The sequence below is a fragment of the Candidatus Symbiopectobacterium sp. NZEC127 genome, from assembly GCF_025962675.1.
Classification (GTDB): domain Bacteria; phylum Pseudomonadota; class Gammaproteobacteria; order Enterobacterales; family Enterobacteriaceae; genus Symbiopectobacterium.
In genome coordinates, this window is sequence record NZ_JAGFPG010000001.1 from 1,315,241 (window position 1) to 1,329,227 (window position 13,987).

Genomic DNA, 13,987 nt, shown 5'->3' on the forward strand with positions numbered 1-13,987 from the left:
GATGAACATATTGCCCGAGTGTCACCACCGATATTCGGGCGTATCGATATGCAGGGGCATAATACATTCTACTGCTGCAATATTCTTAAGGCGTGCTGAAACTATTAAGTTTTAATGCTAACAATGAATTACTTTCTTAACGTATGTTGTCACTTTATGCCTGTCGACCCCTCCCTTGTCCTTATAGAGAACTTTTTGCGCCTGTATTGCCATAAAATAGCCATGACAATTCTGCAATACGGCGATGTCATTTTCGTTCAGCACCTCAGCATCACCTGGCTCTATCACCTCAAATGCAGAGAAATTCGCCTCCTGAAGATCATCATAGAGATGAATACACCCGGCATTTTCCGTTGACTATTTGGTCTCAAAGGCCCTGTCGTCCTTCCCTAACCAAAAATAGCCGTTATTATCCCGAGAGCAAAATGTCACAGTTCCTCGGAATGCAGGCGAATGGTTTGGTTTTCCCAGGTTCACCACCAGGTGAACCGGTTCATCTGATTCACATACAAAAGGGTTCGGCCCCAGCGCAGGTCTAGGCTTCACTGACGTTGAATCAGGGCTGAATAGCTCTACCATCAGACGGGAAAAGAGTCAGTACGTGACGAAACTCCTTGCCCCTGTTTTTGCGTATCACGCTTCCACAGCGCCATTAGCAGTGCGTTCAGCACGATATCCTTCGTCATTCTGGCCTGCATCGACCAGCCAACGATTTTACGGGAAAACAGGTCGACCACCACCGCACGATAAAACCAGCCTTCATGCGTTCTGATGTACGTAATATCTGTCACCGAGCCATCGGGTTAAATTGCCGCTGGAGCTTGTTGGGTGTCACAATGTTTGCTTCACCTTTGTACGATCTTGGACTGCGATAACCGACTTGAGCCTTTATAACGCCTGGCTTGCGACGGGGACCACTCTGCTGTTCGTGACCCATGATGTGGAGGAGGCATTGTTTCTTGTCGATCGCATTCTGATCATGTCGGCAAAAACCCAGTAAAATCGTTGAGGAGATAACACTCGCTTTTACCCGAGAACGAAATATTGAAACCTTAGCCGAACATCCCCCCCTACTACGCCAAGATCAATGTCTGGTGCACTTTATCGTTGGCGTTCTCGCCGAACTGAATGCCCTTATAAAAATATAAGGGCATGACATGCGTGAAATATTCCCTGGGTGGCGATTAATATCAGAAACCGAGTGCCTGACCGTCCCGTCGGCTATCGCTGGCAGCAACATAGCCGTGATTTGGGTCATTTGATAGACGCCAGATAAACTGTCCAGCGCCGAAATCCATATAGGGATCGTCAACAGCCTTTAACGTGTGGCCTCGTGACTTTAATTGCTGTGCTACGGCTGGATCAAAACGGGTTTCCAGATCGAGGGTAAAATCCCGGTTAACCTTCCAGCGCGGGGCATCGCAGGCGGCCTGAGGTTGCTGATGGAAATCCAGCATTCTGACCACCGTCTGCACATGACCTTGAGGCTGCATATCCCCCCCCATCACGCCGAAACTCATTTGTGGCTGACCATCCTTGGTGAGAAACGCGGGGATAATGGTGTGGAAAGGTCGTTTACCGGGCGTCACCACATTGGCGGATTTTGGGTCACTGGAAAATCCTGCACCTCGGTTTTGCAAGCTGATGCCATATCCCGGTACCACCACACCAGAACCAAACCCCATATAGTTGGATTGAATAAATGACACCATCATGCCGCTTTCATCAGCGGTCGTCAGGTATACCGTGCCGCCGCTGCGTGGTATTCCTGCAACGGGCAGCGCAGCGCGGGTCAGATCAATTTGCGCTGCACGTTGTTTTAGATACTGGCTATCCAGCATCTGTTGTGGCGTGACCTCCATTGAAGCCGGGTCGGCAACGTAGCGGTACACATCGGCAAACGCCAGCTTCATTGCTTCTATTTGCAGATGTTGAACATCTACGCCATCCAACGTCAGGCTTTGCAGATCAAATTGTTCCAGAATACCCAATGCGATCAATGCAGCAATACCTTGGCCATTAGGGGGGATTTCATGCACTTCATGGCCTCGATATTGCTGGCTTATTGGTGTCACCCATTCTGGCTGATAGGCCCGTAAATCCTGCAATGTCAAACTACCGCCTGTTTGCTGTGACCAACCGACGATGGCCTCAGCAATTTCCCCTTCATAGAATGCCCTTGCCCCCTGATCCGCCAGCGTGCGTAGCGTTTTGGCGGCAGAGGGGAATCGAAATATTTCGCCTGTTTGAGGCGCATGTCCGTTTGGCATAAAAGCGTCGGCAAACCCCGGCTGCTGTGCAAGGATGGGTACCGCCGCTTGCCATTTACGGGCTACCATGGGCGCCAGAGTGACACCACGTTCAGCAATCTCAATGGCACTGTTCAGCAACTGGGAGAAAGGCAGTTTGCCAAAGCGGCGGTGCAATGCCTCCCAGCCTGCAACTGCGCCCGGCACAGTAACGGAATCCCAACCGCGTTCAGGGCGCTGTGCCAGACCCTGCGCATTGTTACCATAACGGCGGCGAAAGTAATTCACATCCCAGGCCGCTGGTGCCGGGCCAGATGCGTTCAGTCCGTGCAATTTCCCGTCCGCCCATACCAGTGCGAAAGCGTCACTGCCCAATCCGTTTGATACCGGTTCTACCACCGTTAACGTGGCTGCTGCTGCGATCGCCGCATCCACTGCATTCCCCCCTTCCATTAAAATACGGTTTCCCGCCTGTGCAGCGAGGGGATGCGACGTTGAGACGACATTACGTGCAAATACCGGGGTACGGGGGGTGAGATAGGGGTTATGCCAGTTAAAGGTCATGCGCGTTCCCTCTGTTTACGCGTTGCTCCGCTGCCGTCTGTAATGCTCGACGGTCGATCTTGTTGGTTCCCGCCAAGGGAAAGTGGTCAGTGAGCCAAATATGACGTGGATGCAGATACGCCGGACCGTGTTGCAGCACCCAGTTTTTCAATTCCGATGGGTCGACTGACTCTCCGGCTCTGAGGATCACCCATGCAGCCGGTTTCTGTCCTTTGATATCATCCGTCACTGGCACAACACAGGCTTGTTGTACTTGAGGGTGGCTTTCCAATAGCTTTTCAACTTCACCCGGCCAGATGTTCTCTCCCCCACAAACGAACATATCGTCATGGCGGCCAACGAACCAAAAAAAGCCATTTTCATCACGACGGAATACGTCTCCGGTAATGTAATAGCCATCCGCGCTGAACGGCTCGGGCACATCGGGTCTTCGATGATAACCTTGCATGAGCGCCGGGCTTTTCATTTCCAATACGCCTTCATCTGCCAGCACCCCGATATCATTACGCAACCGCACACTGACTGCGGGATGCGGATACCCGGGTGAACCCGCTGGCGTTGTCAGGCCCTGCGGGTGTTGAGCAAATACCACAGGCCCGGCTTCCGTTGTGCCATAAGCGTTAATGATGCGTGCTTGTGGTAGCCAGTGGCGCAATGATCGATACAAGCTATTGCTAACGGGGGCGGAGCCCATACGGATCACCCGTATGCAGGAGAGGTCATAGGCTTCCAGCAAATCTTTCTCCTGTAACATCATGGCAAGCATGGGGGGAACGGCTGTCAGCCAGGTACAACGGTAGTGGTTCATTGCCTCAAGATAACGACGTGCTTCAAATTGCGGCAGCAGCACGGTGGTTACCTGGCTTGCCAGTGTAAGCAGAGCCAGTGCCAGCGCGTTCATATGGTAGAAAGGTGCGGCAATCAATACTCGTTCACCCGTTAATTCCTGTGCTGCCAGTCGGGTCTCAACCACCCAGCGGTGGCTGGCGTGTGTCAGCCGCACGCCTTTGGGCATCCCGGTCGAACCGGAGGTGTACAGCATCAATGCCAGATCGTCGTGGGCAGGTGTAAAGCATTCCAACTGACCTACGCGTTGCAGCGCGGTCAGCTCAGCGCCAAAGGGCACTCGGGCGATATCGCTGACAACGCGTTTGAGCTGATCTTCATCACCCAACAGCAGGCGACTCTCACTGTCGGTGAGGATGCGTTCGATGGTATCGACTGGGAAACGAAAGTTGATCGGTACCGCGACCAGTCCGGCACGCATAATGCCGAGCAGGCTGGCAATATAGTCAATCGAATTACGGGCGAGAACCGCGACGCGAGATCCCTGTGGCCAGTCAAAACGTTGTAATCCAAGACCGATGGCGTTAGCCCTATTATCCAACTGCTGGAAAGTGATTTCGCGCGGCTGACCATCGGTAAATGGCATAATAAATGCGGGTTGATTACTGTGACGTAATGCGTCACTGAACGCCCCGAGATTGTCCGAACGCGTAAATGACGGAGAATCAGGCATGGTCAAACTCCAGTACCAGCGTTAAGGCAGGAATTGCCACTTGCAGGCGTCCACTCCGTTGCTCCAGCGGTAAATTAAGCTGTTGGGCTTTTTGTCGGATGGTGCGGGTATCTCTGCCAGAAATCCGGATACTTGCAAATCGGCTTTCGCGATCATCAATCAGAGGGAGTAAAGTGCCATACTCTGCCTGCCATTCCTCGTGGCTGATCACCTTAAGCAGTTCGGTGTCGCCTAACTGTGCGTACTGTGCTCGGGTTGCCGCAGCATCATGCGCCACCACGGTTAATGTCTGAATCTTGCCCGGCTGTAACCAGGCATCACGCCACACCCATTCCGGGGTGTGATGCTGGCAGAAGTACACCCGGCCGGCACTGAAAGTCCCCGATGCCAGACGTACGGTGCTGAACCGGGCCTCGCCTCTTTCTGTGCCACAGACGACTTCACGAGAAAAGTGTTGCACCGGTTGTACAATAAAACCGGCAGATTGCAGGGTTGCTTTGGTTTGTTCGGCGCTGTCGCTGGCAAACACCAACCCGTCAGGACCGGGAGGATTGTCGAGCAGTTCTCGACGCAGCGGTTCGTCTTCGCAGGGTAGTCCAATCAACTCCAGATAGTGGTCGGAAAACATGATCAGATGGTTGATCGATCCCAGGCTGTGATACCCCTTAGGTGTTAAGGTGAATCCCAGTGCCCGGAACAGTTCCGCGCTGTTATCCAGCGCGAAGTGGCTGTTTATCACCAGATGATCCAGTTTCAGGATCATACTGCCCCCTGTTCCGTTGGCATGGCATACAGACCCCGACCGCTGGCAACCAAACGACCTTCTGCGTCATACACCCAGGCCTCTGCGCAGGATGCCTGTTTGCCGAGTTTGAGCACTTTCGCTTTTACCGTCAGGTCACCCCGGGCAGGTCGGTGATAATCCACATGCAGGTTGAAGGTGGGTACGCCTTTGCCTGTCCAGGAGAACAGCGCCCAGTCTGCAGCAAGGTCAACCAATGTGGCGAGAATGCCACCGTGAATATATTTCCCGTCAGGATTGACGATAAATTCATCGCGAAAAGGTACCTGTAGGGTTATTTCACCCTCGCCAGCGTGTTGTACTCTTAAGCCCAGCCATTGGTGATAAGGGCCTTTCAGTAATTTTTGTTCGATATCCTGTGCGTTCATGCTTTGTTTCCGAATCAGGGGGTAACAACCACTTTGCCTAATACTTCGCGGTCACGAATCAGTCGTAACCCTTCCACCGCTTGTTCCAGCGGTAGCACACGGTCAATCAATGGGGTAATGCTTCCTTCAGCGACCAGCGCCAGTAGCGCAGTCAGATTTTCTTCATAGAAGCTGTTGGAACCTTTGATGTTGAGCTCGAAACTCCAGACGTAGCGCAGATCCTCCTGAGGGTCATAGCCTGCGGTGGCGCCACATACCAGCAGAGTGCCGCCACGTTTCAGACATTTCAGCGACGGGCGCCAGGTGTCTCCGCCGGTGAAGTTGATCACCACATCGACGCCACCTTCGTGGGTGCGCCGCTGTGGTTTGCCATATTTTTCAATGGCCCAGCGCGAGAAATCCTGTTCGCGGTAATTCACGACATGGTCAGCGCCAAGCGCCTGCAGAGCTATCGCTTTTTCATCACTCCCCGCGCACGCGATCACTTCTGCGCCGAGGTATTTCGCCAGCACAATACAGGCGGTGCCGACACCACCACTGGCCCCGAGGATCAATACTCGGTCTCCGGCCTTGATGGTGTTGTGGGTGATTAACATGCGATGTGCAGTGCCATAGGCCACAGGAAGTGCGGCAGCCTGCTCGAAGGTAACGCCATCCGGCAAGGCGATAAGCTGACGCGCATCGACCAGCGCATACTCCGCCATGCCACCATCGGCCATTTCTCCCAGTAGACCAATACCCGGTTTTAGTGGGTTCACCAGCACCCGATCGCCAATGCGCCAGCCCGTCACGTCTTCACCGATGCTGTCGATGGTGCCGGCTAAATCGAGTCCTGGCACTACCGGCAGTGGGATTTTGATACCCGGCATCCCCTGTACAGTGAATACATCGTGGTAATTGAACGAGGATGCTCCTACACGTACCACCACATGTCCGGCCTGGGCTTGCGGTCGAGCTTTCTGGCTATCAATCTGTAATTGCTCGAGCCCACCATGTTGCTGTAATACCAATGCTTTCATCGTATTACTCGAAAAAAGTGTGTTACTCACGTACATCTCTCCGTTATTTCAGTTTTTTCGAAGCGAGATAAGGACGCTGATCAAACAAGTCGTTATTCAGCTCGCCTTTAATAGAACCGCTGCCTAACAGCACCGCGTGTTCACGTTTCAGGGTATCGATGTCAGCCGTTTCAAAGGACATCTGATTCATGCGGTCCCATAGGCTAACGTAGGCACGCGCCTGGTCTTCCGGCAGACTGGCTTTCACTTTAAGGATATTTACAACGTCATCAGGGTGAGCACGTCCCCAGTCCAGCGTGTCGCGCAGTGCCGCGATCACTTTTGCGACGGTTTCTGGCTGCTGGGTAAGCAATTCATTGCGCACGGTACCTACGCCGATATAGGGCTGAGCATCGCTGTGGGTCAGTTTTTTCCACTCATCCGCATAGGTACTGATAACCCGCAATTTCAGATCCGGTAATTGCTTTACCGTTAAGGTCCGTAAGGCTGCTGCATCCACCTGCTTTTGCGCCAGGAACTGTGCCAAACGTGATTCATTTCCTCCGACCAGTGAAAATGCATTTGCCGCAATACCCGCGTTTTCCTGCAACAACGTAGTACCAATCACGGCGACGGAAGAACCGGCGGGTGACATGCCCACTTTTTTACCTTTTAGCTGGGAAAGCGATGTGATCGGTGAGTCGGCTGGCACCACGAATGCCACATCCGCAGGTTGCGTGGCCGCGATGATTTTCACCGGCACGCCCTCACTGGCAACGCTGAATACACCGGCAACCGGTGCACCAAATGCCAGATCGATAGAACCAGAAGCCAGAGCCTTCAAGGGGGCGTTAACATCAGGAAAGTGAACGAACTCAGCATCGACGCCACGTTTCTTCAGGAAATCCTGACTTTCGAGCACCGCGCCGTAGCCAAGGCTGACGCCGGATGTCCAGTAACCAATACGCACTTTGCCGTTAGCAAAGCTCAGTTGCGGCAGAAGTCCTGCCAGCAGGGCAAAAACAACGAGCAGTCTTTTCATGTTATTACCTCAGATTCAATGAAATGCTATGAACGTTTTTTCCAGCGAAACAGATGCCGCTCCAAGGGTTTCAGCAACCCCCCTTCCAGCAGCAACATCAGTGAGACGAGTAACAATGTCCAGGCGAATACCTGGCTGGTTTGCACCAGATCGCCGGCCTGACGCAGGCGGTACCCAATGCCATCCGATGACCCCAGCGTTTCTGCCACCAGCGATACGCGCCAGCCGAAACCAAATGCCAGCCGGGCCCCCGAAAAGAAGTAGGGCATAATGGTGGGGAGATAGATTTTGTGCAGCGTCTGCCAGCGGTTCATTCGGAAGCTATGCGCCAATTCGACATACTGCGCTTCGACGTTTTGCGCGCCTTGCCAGACATTGGTGAGGATCAGCGGCATCGCCGTCATAAACACCACAAAAATGGTGGTGGCATCAGAAATGCCGAACCAGATGATGGCGAAAATGGCCCAGATAGCAGACGATACCGTGTTAAATACCGCTAACAGCGGCTCACAAAAGCGAGCCACACGCTGGCTGGCACCCAGTACCAGGCCGAAGACGGTGCCTACCAGTGCAGCCAGTACAAAACCAGAGACAACGCGGCCGAATGTCACTTTGATGTCGTGCAGGAGCGTTTCTCCCTGCCACAGAGAGAGCAATGCCTGCAAGGTGCTGCTGGGACTGGGTAATACAAACGTCGGAAGATGCAGTGACCCTTGCCACCATGCGAAAAGGAATATCGCCAGTAATACCAGTCGTTGCAGGAGCAGGCTGAAGGTGCGCGAAAATAGTTTCATCTCATACCTCAAGACGCAGTAGTCGAATCTGTTCGTTCACGTCAGGGTGGGTGGCAACACGCGGGCGCGGAAGATGCAGCGTGGCTTCAAGATGGATGCGCCCTGGTTGTGGTTTCAGAATGACTACGCGATCTGCCAGTACCACCGCCTCTTCCACATCATGGGTTACCAGCACAACGGTCATACCGGTCAGTGCCTGGATACGCAGTAATTCCTCATGCATAGAGCCGCGGGTTTGGGGATCGAGGCGTGAAAAAGGTTCGTCCATCAGCAGAATTTGCGGCTGAACCACCAGGCTGCGTGCCAGCGCTACGCGGCTGCGCATGCCCCCGGATAATTGATGTGGCCAATGGTGAACAAAAGCGGAAAGGCCAACCAGCGTCAGCGCGTCAGCCACGCGTCGACGGCGCTCCTGTTTGCTGAGTGCACTGTTTTCCAAGCCAAAATGCACGTTCTGTTCAACGGTTCGCCACGGCAGTAAGCGATCTTCCTGAAACAGATAGGCAATGCGTTGCCAGTGCTGAAACTGCCTGGCAGGGACACCCTGAATGACGATATCGCCACTGTCGGCAGGTAATAGACCCGACATGAGGTTTAATAGCGTACTTTTACCGCCACCCGATGCGCCTAATAGCGCAACAATTTCACCTTCTTTAATCGTCAGCGATATTCTTTCCAGTACCTTCTGGCTGGCAAAAGATTTACTGACGCCGCGTAATTCAATGCTGTCTTTTGTGGCGGAAAGTAAGGAAGTATTCATTCAAATATCTCCCGTGGCAATACGGGTAATAGCGTGCCTTCTTTACTTAACGTGGCGTAGATTTTTTCCAATGTCATGGCTTGGAATGTTTCAATATGACGGCGAGCGATAAATTCGACCCGTTTAACATCACCGGCAATAAACGCATCAATCATGGCATTATGATCGTGTTTTATTTCTGGCTTAACGCGTTGCACATTAAAACCCAAGGCCACCAGTCGCGCCATTTCATCCATTAACCCTGAAAGGGTGCGGATTAAATGGCTGTTACCCGTGGCTTCGACAATGGTTAAATGAAATCGCTTATTGGCGTTCATAAACACATCAATTCGCGTCGATAGCGGTGCAGCAACTTCAACTCGGCACTGTGCTTCAAGTGTTTTGAGTAAATCAATATCGACTTTGCCGACAGCCAGACGCGCGGCAAGTGGTTCCAGCGCGGCGCGGACGGTGAAGATTTCTTCCACATCTTGCAGTGTCACTGGGGCAATACGGTAACCCTTGCGCGGGCGTGAAATCACCAGTTTTTCCTGGCTCAGGCGAGCCAGTGCCAACCTGATGGTGCTTTTCCCTGACGGGTAGCGCTCCATCATTTCGGACTCTGTTACCAGCGATCCTGGTAACAGACGACACGTTAGAATATCGCGACGAATCGTGTGATAAACATGGTCGCTTAAAGATAGGGAATGGGTCACTCCGGTCCTCTCAATTCACCTCTGTGAGCATCTCACAGCGTCACGTTGAATACCTTAATGGACGCATTCTGTCGCAGTAGCGAGGACTAAACTAATAATTAAATCAGCAATGGAATGTTATTATTTGCATTAACTGAGGTGCTCAGTAGATATATAAAAGATATTCAGCGTTTTTTTTGCAGCCCACTGTGGGCATCTCACTTCATCCAAGATATGCACATTATTAGATAAAGTTATTCGTTCTGATTTGCCAGCCACCGTTTTACCTTTCCCCACAGGAAACCTATTGAGCAAGGGGCGTATATGCGTTTGAAGTGGCCGTTATTATCTCTCATATTTATGGGTGTTTCCCAGGCGCAAGCTCTGGATGAAGTGACTATCGCATTAGCGATCCCGCCAGCGGTCCATGACGGAGCGCCTTATGCTGCAGCCCAGGAACTGGGGTTGTTTAAAGAACAGAATCTGTCTGTCAAACTGATTGTATTTCAAGGTGCAGGTGCATTGCTGCCGCAGGTGGCAAGCAAACGGGTTACTTTTGGTTATCCTGTATCGGAACCCGTAATTTCAAGTTATTTCAACGGGAAAGATCCGTTACCACTGCGTTATTTTTATAACGGCACTCCCGCCCAGACGATGGAATATACCGTGCTGGCGGATTCTCCCATTAAAACGTTATCTGATTTGAAGGATAAAAAAATCGGTGTTGGCGCACTGACGTGGGGCACGATACCAAACAGCCGTGCTGCTTTACGGGTAGCCGGTCTTGAGCCGGGTAAAAACGTTGAGTTTGTTGCTGTTGGTGTGCTGGGTTCCGGCTTTCAGGCACTGCGCAGCAAGCAGGTGGATGCGCTGAACTATAACAGCAGTTGGGGCGATATTTTTGAGTTTACCGGAACAAAAATCCGCCGTATTGCCTACCCCGATGTCTTTCAGGAAAACCCTGGCAACGGTTTTATCGCGCATGAGGATACCTTTAAAGAACATCCCGATCTGATTCGGCGCTTCGGTCTTGCCTATACCGAAGCACAATACGTCTGTGATGTGAACCCTGAGTTCTGCGTGCGGGCTTTTTGGCGTCAATATCCCGAAAGCAAACCTGCTGATGCGGAAGGCAAAGGGCTAGAGGAGGCAAAGACGCTACTCTCCCGTCGTTTGCAACGCACGTTGTATCGGGAAGATGGCTCACGCCGTACGCCAGGGGAGTACGATCTGCCGGTGATCCGAGCGGCAATCAACGCTATGGCAAAAAATGGGGAGTTTCCAAAAGCAGATGTGCCAGTAGAACGTATTTTTTCTAACGCATTCATTGCGGCATTTGATGACTTCGATAAGGAGGCCTTGAAAATCCGGGCGGAGGAAGCCAAATGAGCGCGACGCTAAGAATAGATACGCCGGATGGCCTGATTGATGTGTCGCGTAAGATTCGTGCTGACGGACTTGCCCCTGGCCGGGTGCGATTTATGGCCGATTTTACCCATACGGATGGCAGTATCTGGCACAGTGATGCGGTGTTTGACGTTGGAGATGACGGCGTGCTGGATCTGGAAACTGCCCTCCCCTTGTCTGGTGACTGGCTCGAGGCTGAACCGATGGCGCCTGTCTGGTCACTGCGTCTGGTGTCTGAACCGGTTAATCCTACCTTAAGCGATAGCCTTGACGCCCGCCATGTCACATTACGTGTGAAAGATACAACTGGCGCCGTGGCTGAAACGACATTGATCCAACGTTTGCTGGCACCGGGCGTGGCGCGCCAGGAAATTCGTGCCAATGGCCTTTCTGCAACCCTGTTTACGCCAGAAGGCGCTGGCCCTCATCCATTGGTCATTGTTCTTAATGGTTCTGGCGGAGGAACGCCAGAGCAACGTGCTGCACTATTCGCCGCTCACGGGTATAGCGGGCTGGCGTTGGCGTATTTTAACGCGCCAGGAAGGCCTGATTCTATTTCTGCTACACCATTGGAGTATTTTCAGCAGGCGCTTGATTGGGCGGTGGATACGTTGCAGCCGAAAAAGGGGTTTATAGCCGTGGCTGGGCATTCTCGCGGTGGTGAACTGGCACTGCTGCTAGGCGCGACATTTCCCGAGCGCGTCTCTGCAGTGATTGGCTATGTTCCCAGTGCCGTGGTGCATGGCACCCTGCGAGCAGGCCGCCCTGATGAACCTCGGGATGCCACTGCCTGGACCTGGCATGGGCAACCTCTCCGTAATGTTTGGCAGGGTAACCCGGAGGCAGACTGGCACGCCTTCGATCATCCACCACAACCCGGTGCACCTATTCGTCAAGCTCCGGCGTTTGTCGCGGTTCTGCGTGATACAGAGAGTCTGGCTGCTGCACGTATTCCGGTAGAACGTATTACCGGTCCTGTGCTGTTGATTTCAGGTACTGATGACGGATTCTGGCCATCATCGGATTATTGTGAGCACATTGTCACTACTCTGGCGGATAAACAGCACCCTTGGCCCGTCGAGCATCTGCGCAACGAGCATGCCGGACATGCCATCGGATTTCCGTTCCTCCCGACAACGGAGATTGCCAAAGTGCATCCAGTCGCAGGAGTAGTGATTGATGGCGGCGGGACACCGCTTGCCAATGCCCGGGCAAACCGACAGAGCTGGCAGCGCGTACTGGCATTTTTGTCTGCGGCAACGGCGACATCTGAGGCGAAAGCATGACTGCTGCGCTGGAACTGCGGGATGTCAGCCTGACCTATGCAACGCGCAGAGGAGAGATTAACGCGCTGGCTGAGGTCGATTTACGGGTAGGCACAGGGGAGTTTGTCGCGTTACTGGGCCCCTCTGGATGCGGCAAGTCTACTATCCTGAAGCTTGCTGCAGGACTGATGTCCGCCACCTCAGGACAAGTGCAGGTGGCCTCTCGAACTGTCGTTGGCCCAAGCCGACACACAGGGGTGGTATTTCAGAAACCCAATTTGCTGCCCTGGAAAACGGTATTGGATAACGTGCTGCTTCCTGCTCGCACGCTGGGGTTGTCAGATGCAACTGCCCGAGTGCGGGCACGACAATTACTTGATCTGGTCGGCCTGGTCGACTTTGCGAGCGATTATCCCTTCGAGCTTTCCGGGGGGATGCAACAACGAGTAGGCATCGCACGGATGTTGCTACACGATCCTGATTTATTGTTGATGGATGAACCCTTTGCCGCTCTGGATGCCCTGTCACGCGAATTCTTGATGTTGGAACTCCAACGCATTTGGGAGCAACAGCGCAAATCTGTGTTGTTCATTACTCACAGTATTCAGGAAGCGGTATTTCTTGCCGATCGGGTGTTGGTGATGTCGCCTCGCCCCGGGCGCATTATTGAGAGTGTGACAATTCCACTACCCCGATCGCGCACGTTGGATACGCTGGCTAATGATGAGTTTATGGCACTGTGTCAGCATTTACGGAGATATTTCACCCATGCATAGATTTTTCTCCCTGTTATTCCCCTTGGTGAGTCTTGCCGTGTTGGTTCTTATTTGGGATGTGTCTGTACGTGTATTTTCTGTTCCTGATTATCTTCTGCCTCCGCCTGCAGCCGTGTTCCGCGCATTACGCGATGGATTCAGCGATCAGAGCCTGTGGCCGCATATTGCGATGACTGTGGGTGAGACGTTGGCTGGATATATCATCGGCAGTTTGCTGGCGGTTCTGCTTGGCATCGTGCTGGCAGAGTCGCAGATGTTTGAACGCTTTGTCTATCCATTGCTGATTGCGTTACAAGCCACACCCAAAGTGGCATTGGGGCCGATTATCCTCGTCTGGTTCGGTTTTGGCGTGGCATCTAAAATTGTGCTGGTGACGTTGGTTTGTTTTTTTCCTCTATTTGTCAACACCGTTAATGGTATTCGCCGCACCGATGTTGAATTACTGGATACCTGTCGTGCATTTTCGGCATCCCGTTATTATTTATTGTTTCATGTAAAGTTGCCTTCAGCGGCAGGCGATATTTTTGCCGGATTGCAGATTGGTGTGGCGTTGGCATTAATTGGTGCGGTTGTGGCTGAATTTTTATCTGCACAACGTGGTTTGGGGTATTTGATAGCATCCAGTTCTGTGAATATGAGTCTGTCCACTATGTTTGCGGGCGTGTTTTTACTGGCATTGATCGGGGTGTGTGGCGCACAAATTGTACGCTGGTTACAACGTAAGGTTGTTTTCTGGCAATCGGGAGGATGATAGCGACCGAATATCATG

The 13,987-nt window shown here is 52.6% G+C and carries 13 protein-coding genes and 2 pseudogenes; 5 read left to right on the forward strand and 10 right to left on the reverse strand.

The genetic code is table 11. The annotated features are described in order from the left end of the window. Positions 1 to 635: 635 nt before the first annotated feature. Positions 636 to 892, reverse strand: a pseudogene (locus J5069_RS05930) (DDE-type integrase/transposase/recombinase); the annotation flags it as partial. Between J5069_RS05930 and J5069_RS05935 the strand changes: the two are divergent. Then, a pseudogene (locus J5069_RS05935) lies at positions 887 to 1,148 on the forward strand (hypothetical protein); the annotation flags it as partial. The pseudogenes J5069_RS05930 and J5069_RS05935 overlap by 6 nt on opposite strands. A 42-nt stretch (positions 1,149 to 1,190) precedes the next feature. Here J5069_RS05935 and ggt read toward each other — a convergent pair. Genes ggt through J5069_RS05980 form a run of 9 tightly spaced genes read right to left on the reverse strand, consistent with a single transcriptional unit; the run spans position 1,191 to position 9,791 of the window. Next, positions 1,191 to 2,813: a gamma-glutamyltransferase gene (gene ggt / locus J5069_RS05940; protein ID WP_264642970.1), complete on the reverse strand. Its 1,623-nt coding sequence runs from the start codon at positions 2,811 to 2,813 to the stop codon at positions 1,191 to 1,193. Beyond that, positions 2,803 to 4,332: a class I adenylate-forming enzyme family protein gene (locus tag J5069_RS05945; RefSeq protein WP_264642971.1), complete on the reverse strand. Its 1,530-nt coding sequence runs from the start codon at positions 4,330 to 4,332 to the stop codon at positions 2,803 to 2,805. Before J5069_RS05945 ends, ggt begins: the two co-directional genes overlap by 11 nt. Then, positions 4,325 to 5,095: a VOC family protein gene (locus tag J5069_RS05950; RefSeq protein WP_264642972.1), complete on the reverse strand. Its 771-nt coding sequence runs from the start codon at positions 5,093 to 5,095 to the stop codon at positions 4,325 to 4,327. The genes J5069_RS05945 and J5069_RS05950 overlap by 8 nt, the downstream gene beginning before the upstream one ends. Further along, complete coding sequence (locus J5069_RS05955) at positions 5,092 to 5,502, reverse strand: PaaI family thioesterase (RefSeq protein WP_264642973.1); 411 nt, start codon at positions 5,500 to 5,502, stop codon at positions 5,092 to 5,094. The genes J5069_RS05950 and J5069_RS05955 overlap by 4 nt, the downstream gene beginning before the upstream one ends. 14 nt (positions 5,503 to 5,516) lie before the next feature. Then, positions 5,517 to 6,551 (reverse strand): zinc-binding dehydrogenase, encoded by a 1,035-nt coding sequence (locus tag J5069_RS05960; RefSeq protein WP_264642974.1) that lies wholly within the window; start codon positions 6,549 to 6,551, stop codon positions 5,517 to 5,519. 13 nt (positions 6,552 to 6,564) lie between these two features. Further along, a complete protein-coding gene (locus tag J5069_RS05965; RefSeq protein WP_264642975.1) occupies positions 6,565 to 7,542 on the reverse strand; it encodes an ABC transporter substrate-binding protein in 978 nt (325 codons plus the stop codon). Between the two features lie 26 nt (positions 7,543 to 7,568). After that, the gene (locus tag J5069_RS05970) at positions 7,569 to 8,336 is read right to left on the reverse strand and encodes an ABC transporter permease (RefSeq protein WP_264642976.1); all 768 of its coding nucleotides are present in this window, start codon (positions 8,334 to 8,336) and stop codon (positions 7,569 to 7,571) included. Position 8,337: 1 nt separating this feature from the next. Next, positions 8,338 to 9,096 (reverse strand): ABC transporter ATP-binding protein, encoded by a 759-nt coding sequence (locus tag J5069_RS05975; protein ID WP_264627740.1) that lies wholly within the window; start codon positions 9,094 to 9,096, stop codon positions 8,338 to 8,340. Continuing rightward, entirely contained in the window at positions 9,093 to 9,791 is a 699-nt protein-coding gene (locus J5069_RS05980; protein ID WP_264642977.1) for a GntR family transcriptional regulator, read from the reverse strand. Before J5069_RS05980 ends, J5069_RS05975 begins: the two co-directional genes overlap by 4 nt. Before the next feature lie 303 nt (positions 9,792 to 10,094). Here J5069_RS05980 and J5069_RS05985 point away from each other — a divergent pair, with 303 nt between their 5' ends. The 4 genes from J5069_RS05985 to J5069_RS06000 are packed head-to-tail and all read left to right on the forward strand — an operon-like array spanning position 10,095 to position 13,969. Further along, entirely contained in the window at positions 10,095 to 11,159 is a 1,065-nt protein-coding gene (locus tag J5069_RS05985) for an ABC transporter substrate-binding protein (protein WP_264642978.1), read from the forward strand. Then, positions 11,156 to 12,463, forward strand: coding sequence for an acyl-CoA thioester hydrolase/BAAT C-terminal domain-containing protein (locus J5069_RS05990; protein ID WP_264642979.1), 1,308 nt, complete (start codon positions 11,156 to 11,158; stop codon positions 12,461 to 12,463). Before J5069_RS05985 ends, J5069_RS05990 begins: the two co-directional genes overlap by 4 nt. Beyond that, complete coding sequence (locus J5069_RS05995) at positions 12,460 to 13,218, forward strand: ABC transporter ATP-binding protein (RefSeq protein ID WP_264642980.1); 759 nt, start codon at positions 12,460 to 12,462, stop codon at positions 13,216 to 13,218. Before J5069_RS05990 ends, J5069_RS05995 begins: the two co-directional genes overlap by 4 nt. Further along, positions 13,211 to 13,969, forward strand: coding sequence for an ABC transporter permease (locus J5069_RS06000; RefSeq protein ID WP_264642981.1), 759 nt, complete (start codon positions 13,211 to 13,213; stop codon positions 13,967 to 13,969). Before J5069_RS05995 ends, J5069_RS06000 begins: the two co-directional genes overlap by 8 nt. The last annotated feature ends 18 nt before the right edge of the window (positions 13,970 to 13,987 follow it).